This window comes from Amycolatopsis sp. NPDC114478, assembly GCF_055633805.1.
Genome location: NZ_JBVKDO010000066.1, coordinates 1 through 1,044 on the forward strand (window position 1 = coordinate 1; position 1,044 = coordinate 1,044).

General features: G+C 69.2%; 1 protein-coding gene. It reads left to right on the top strand.

The window, feature by feature from the left end; all coding sequences use genetic code 11:
- Nucleotides 1-172: 172 nt before the first annotated feature.
- Nucleotides 173-1,044, top strand: an 872-nt coding sequence (locus ACZ7OH_RS51890) for an IS110 family transposase (RefSeq protein ID WP_470287737.1), incomplete at its 3' end; no start/stop codon positions are given.

The following is a 1,044-nucleotide window of genomic DNA, read 5'->3' on the forward strand; positions in this document are numbered from 1 at the left end:
CGATGGGGTGTGGCTGATGGTGTCTTGCCTCGTGTGGTGGCTTCTGAGGAGTGGCCGCCCTGTCGTTCTGGACGCCCTGGCCGCTGATTGAGATCTGCGCCTGGTCGCTGTTTATGGAGATGCCGGCGGGTCGTCCACGGGGCTGAACTGCGAAGACAGGAGGACTGGCCGGATGGCCGTGGGGAAGGTGTGGGTGGGGATCGACGTCGGCAAAGGCTTCCATCACGCCTGCGCCCTCGACGCGGCGGGGAAGATCGTGTTCTCGCGGAAGGTGGCCAACAGCCAAGCCGCGATCGAGCAGCTGATCACCCGCACCACCACGAAAGCCGCGGAGGTGGTGTGGGCGGTGGACATGACCTCCGGCGCGGCGAGCCTGCTGATCACGTTGCTGCTGGCCACCGGCCAGCCGGTGGTCTCGGTGCCGGGCCGGGTGGTCAACCGGATGGCCGGCGCGTTCGCCGGTGAAGGCAAAACCGACGCCAAGGATGCCCGCACGATCGCCGAAACCGCCCGGATGCGCAGCGATCTGACCCCGATCACCACCCCCGACGCGGTCGTGGCCGACCTGCAGATCCTCACCGCGCGCCGGGACGACCTGATGGCCGACTGGGTCCGCGGAGTCAACCGGGTCCGGGAGCTGCTGGCATCGATTTTTCCCGCGCTGGAGCGGGCGTTCGACTACTCGACCCGCTCGGCGCTGGTGCTGCTGACCGGGTTCCAGACCCCGGCCGGCGTCCGGACGGCCGGAGCAGTCGGCCTGTCCGCTTATCTGACTGACCACGGTGCCTGGGGCAAGAGCGTTCCGTCCATGGTGGACAAGGCCCTGGCCGCGGCGGAGGAGCAGACCGTTGCTCTGCCGGGGGAATCGGTGACCACACCGTTGATCGCGCGGCTGGCCCGGGGACTGCTGGACCTGGACCGGGAGATCAAGGACGTCAGCAAGCAGCTCGGCGACCGGTTCGCCGAGCACCCGGGCGCCGGGCCTATCACCAGCCTCGACGGGTTCGGCCCGGTCCTGGGTGCTCAGCTGCTGGCTGGGACCGG